Here is a 3648-nt window from a genome sequence, read left to right on the forward strand (position 1 = left end):
GTTTTGGGGAACATATTATCGTTACGTCAAAAATTAGAGCCATACGAAATTTTTCCAACCCCGGGGGGTATGATCATGAATTTCGGATGCGTCTTGAAGGTATAACCGGCACCATTTACGCGAATTCGTACACCATTGTACATACAGGCAGGGTTGACGGCAGCTTATTTGCCCGGGGCATGCGATTTCTGCAAAGGACCCGGGAACGTTTTTCCAACAATGTTGCAAAAGCCGTCCAAAACACAGATGACAGGCTGCCTGATTTTTTCTCCAACCAGGCCGGGGCGGTGCTTACAGCAATGGTTACAGGGCAAAAAGAGATGATTCATGAAAAAACCCGTGATAATTTTTCCAAAGCAGGTCTTTCTCATATTTTAGCTGTCTCGGGTTTGCACATGTCTCTTGTCGGAGTTGGTTTTTTTTCTGTTTTTATATTTATATTAAATCAGCACCCGTCTCTTGTCATAACAGGCCATGCAAAAAAAGCAGCAGGCATTCTCACGCTCTTGCCTTTGACGGCCTATGCTTTTTTTGCCGGTTTCTCACCATCGACCCAAAGAGCGTTGATCATGACAGCGGTCTTTTTAACCTCTTTTCTCATTGAAAAGGAAAAAGATCCTTTAAACACCCTTTACTTTGCCGCAAGTCTAATTATTTTTATTGATCCCGGTGCCTTGTTTTCCATCTCTTTTCAGCTCTCATTTGCTTGTGTTTTTTTTATTATCTCGGGCTTTATGTTCCTTGGACGGACTTTGGGCATACCCGAGAATAAATGGATTAAAAGAATTTGTTTAATGATTTTGACAACCGTGTTTGCAGGGATCGGCGCAGCCCCTGTGACAGCGTTTTATTTTAATATGTTTCCCATGGTCCAGGTGGGGACCAACCTTGTCATGATTCCTGTCATCGGTTTTTTAGGGCTTCCCCTGGGATTGGCAGGCCTGATGTTTATGGATCTTTTGCCTGGCCTCTCCGACCTTTTTTTAACTTTAGATATCCACATTCTTTCATATTGTCTTCAGGGTATTGATTGGATTGCCGGTTTCGACTGGACCTGGGCCAGGGTCGTCACACCACGGCCAATTGAAATTATAATATATTATGCACTGATACTTTGCCTTGGATTTGCAATCATGGAAAAGAACAAGGGTGCCATATACCTGACCTTTCTTCTGACTGCGGCCGGCATGGTATCCACAGGCCAGGGGATGTTGAAAAGATTTTATCCGCGAAAACTTGTGGTACACACCCTGGATGTCGGGCAGGGGAATGCATCTGTTATCATTACGCCTGACGGAAAAACCCTGCTCATTGATGCCGGCGGATTTGGCTCAGGTTCCAGTTTTGACACCGGCCGGTATATTGTGGGCCCCTTTTTGTGGAAGCGCTGGATTCTATCTCTTGATGCCGTTATTCTGACACATCCGGACAGTGATCACATGAATGGCCTTTATTTTATTTTTGAAAACTTTGGGGTCAGACAATGGATAAAAAATCATGAGATGGTCTCATCTGTTTTTTTTAAAAATCTGATGGATATCGCTGAAAAAAAAGATATTAAAATTCATGTCCCGGGTCCTGACCCCTGGCGGTTTTCGTGGGATCAGGTTAAAATAAGTATTCTTGGCGGAAAAAGTCCGCAATTATCTGATAACGTTAATAACAACAGTCTTGTTACCCGACTTGATTTTTTATCCTTTTCCATGCTCTTTCCAGGCGATATTGAAGAAAAAAGAGAAAGGGAACTTATACATGCAGAAAATTTTAGTCTCAAATCAGATATTCTTATGTCCCCCCACCATGGCAGTTGTTCCAGTTCAAGTGAACTTTTTCTTGATCAAGTCAGCCCGTCAGGAGTTATAATATCATGCGGTTATATGAACAGACATAAGTTCCCCTGCCGGAGGGTTTTCCAGCGGTATTTGCAAAAAAGGATCTCAATTTTTCGAACGGATCTGATGGGCGCTGTTACACTGCAGTCTGACGGTATTGGTTATACCATTAAAACCCATAGGAAATTTTAACGCGTGTACTATATTTATTTTTCTTTTATTTTTATTTTATCCGGTCTGATGTTTTTAGAATGCAAGCGTCAAAGCCTCCCTAAATGGTGGGCTGCGATTGTATTTGCAGCGCCTGTAACGACCCCGTATTTCATATTTAAATCCGGAAAAGGTAATCGTTTGATTTTGTTTTTGATTTTCATGGTCTGCTTCTTCATTGTAACTGTCGGCGAAATTTTTATCTATTCCAGAATGAAGGCAACATATAAATATGATTACTTGCCGCCTGTTACCCGGCAGCTTATCCGTTACAGTGAAATCCTTAAACATACCACCCAGAACCTGGACAACGCTTTAATTGAACTTGAGCAGCAGTCCAAGGTTCAGTCAAACTTAGATAAACTTGAGCAGACCATTGTATTTATAGGCCAACTTCGCCAGGCCATGCTTGATAATCAGGCCGCAATTAAGCAAATGGTTGAGTTTGTGGGAAGTTATAGGGATTTCTTCACCCAAAAGGATCTGCAATGGGTATATGAAATCAAAAAATTTTACAACAACCGCATCGTGATTGCGCGCTTTAAAAGCCTTGAAAACTATCTGGATAATTTTGAAACCCTGCTGCGCTTCTGTTACCGGAATTTTGACGCCATAACCAAGTCGGAAAGTACAATCCATCTAAAAAAGTATGATGAATATTATCTGCGTTACCGCAGGGCTGTTGACTCCCACAATCGGTTTAATGTCAAGCGCATTGAATTTCAGAATGACTTTATAAAAAGATACCCTGAAACCAAGGCATATCTGCCGGCCGAACGTTAGACAAAAGCTTTCCGGCTCTGGGAATAGGGGGATCTGCGCAAATATTTCAGGAAAGGCACCACCACCCTGTTCTTGTTGCCTCCGGACAGATCATAGGTAATATTGACAATCGGAACTCCGACCTTTTTTTCAATCTGTGAGGCCATAGCCTCGGTCACAAGACCCGGACAACAAAATGTCGGGTTGACGGCAACCAGAAGGGCTATATCCGGATGTTCATTGACAATATAGTGGATCTTGAGCAAGTTATCCATGGACTCTCCGGTATGTTCCGGCAGCATGCCGTAGGTTTCAAGGATATGTTCATAGGGCGCGTTTACCTTGAGTTCCGTTTCATTGAAAAACGGCGCAAAAAATGGATAATATTTTTTTTCCATTGTTTTTACGGCTGCCAGAAGCGCTTTGTTTGAAATCAGGCTTAAGTATTTGCCTTCCTTGAACCATTTTTTAAAATAGGCATTGGCGATGATCTGAACATACTGATAATAAGGCGTGGTTACCACTTCTCCGCCATTATCCTCAATGAACTGGATCAGATTCTGGTTCATTATCCGGTTGTCCCTGACATACAGATCCCCGAAGATTCCCACCTTGGGGCGTGTTTCTTTTTTCACCGGGATCTGTTCAAAGACAGCCATAATCTCCTTAAGGGCTTTTTCCTTTGATCCGCCCGTCAGAAATGCCGTGCCCATGATGGCACCTGCAGTGTGCAACGCCTCATTGGTCTGTCCCTTGTTTATTTCATATGGACGAATCTTGCAGCCGATGCTCCTGAAAAGTCCGCCAAACATATATGCAAAATAGGTGTTGGTGGACGCCTTAA

Annotated in this window: 2 protein-coding genes and 1 pseudogene; 2 read left to right on the forward strand and 1 reads right to left on the reverse strand. The window is 42.8% G+C overall.

The genetic code is table 11. The features are described from left to right. Together AB7U36_RS20610 and AB7U36_RS20615 are read left to right on the forward strand one after the other, a co-directional pair. Positions 1–2024 (forward strand): DNA internalization-related competence protein ComEC/Rec2 (locus tag AB7U36_RS20610; RefSeq protein ID WP_428161504.1); only part of this gene is annotated, 2024 nt, incomplete at its 5' end. Positions 2025–2204: 180 nt separating this feature from the next. Beyond that, a complete protein-coding gene (locus tag AB7U36_RS20615; RefSeq protein WP_428161505.1) occupies positions 2205–2825 on the forward strand; it encodes a hypothetical protein in 621 nt (206 codons plus the stop codon). Here the strand turns inward: AB7U36_RS20615 and AB7U36_RS20620 are convergent. Continuing rightward, positions 2822–3648 (reverse strand): annotated as a pseudogene (locus AB7U36_RS20620) (acyl-CoA dehydratase activase); the annotation flags it as partial. The gene AB7U36_RS20615 and the pseudogene AB7U36_RS20620 sit on opposite strands and share 4 nt — an antisense overlap.

It is taken from the genome of Desulfobacter sp. (assembly GCF_050177295.1).

What these genes read in the sequence shown, in the direction of transcription:
- AB7U36_RS20615 (WP_428161505.1), top strand. Translation starts at nt 2,205, where the DNA reads ATGGTCTGCTTCTTCATTGTAACTGTCGGCGAAATTTTTATCTATTCC.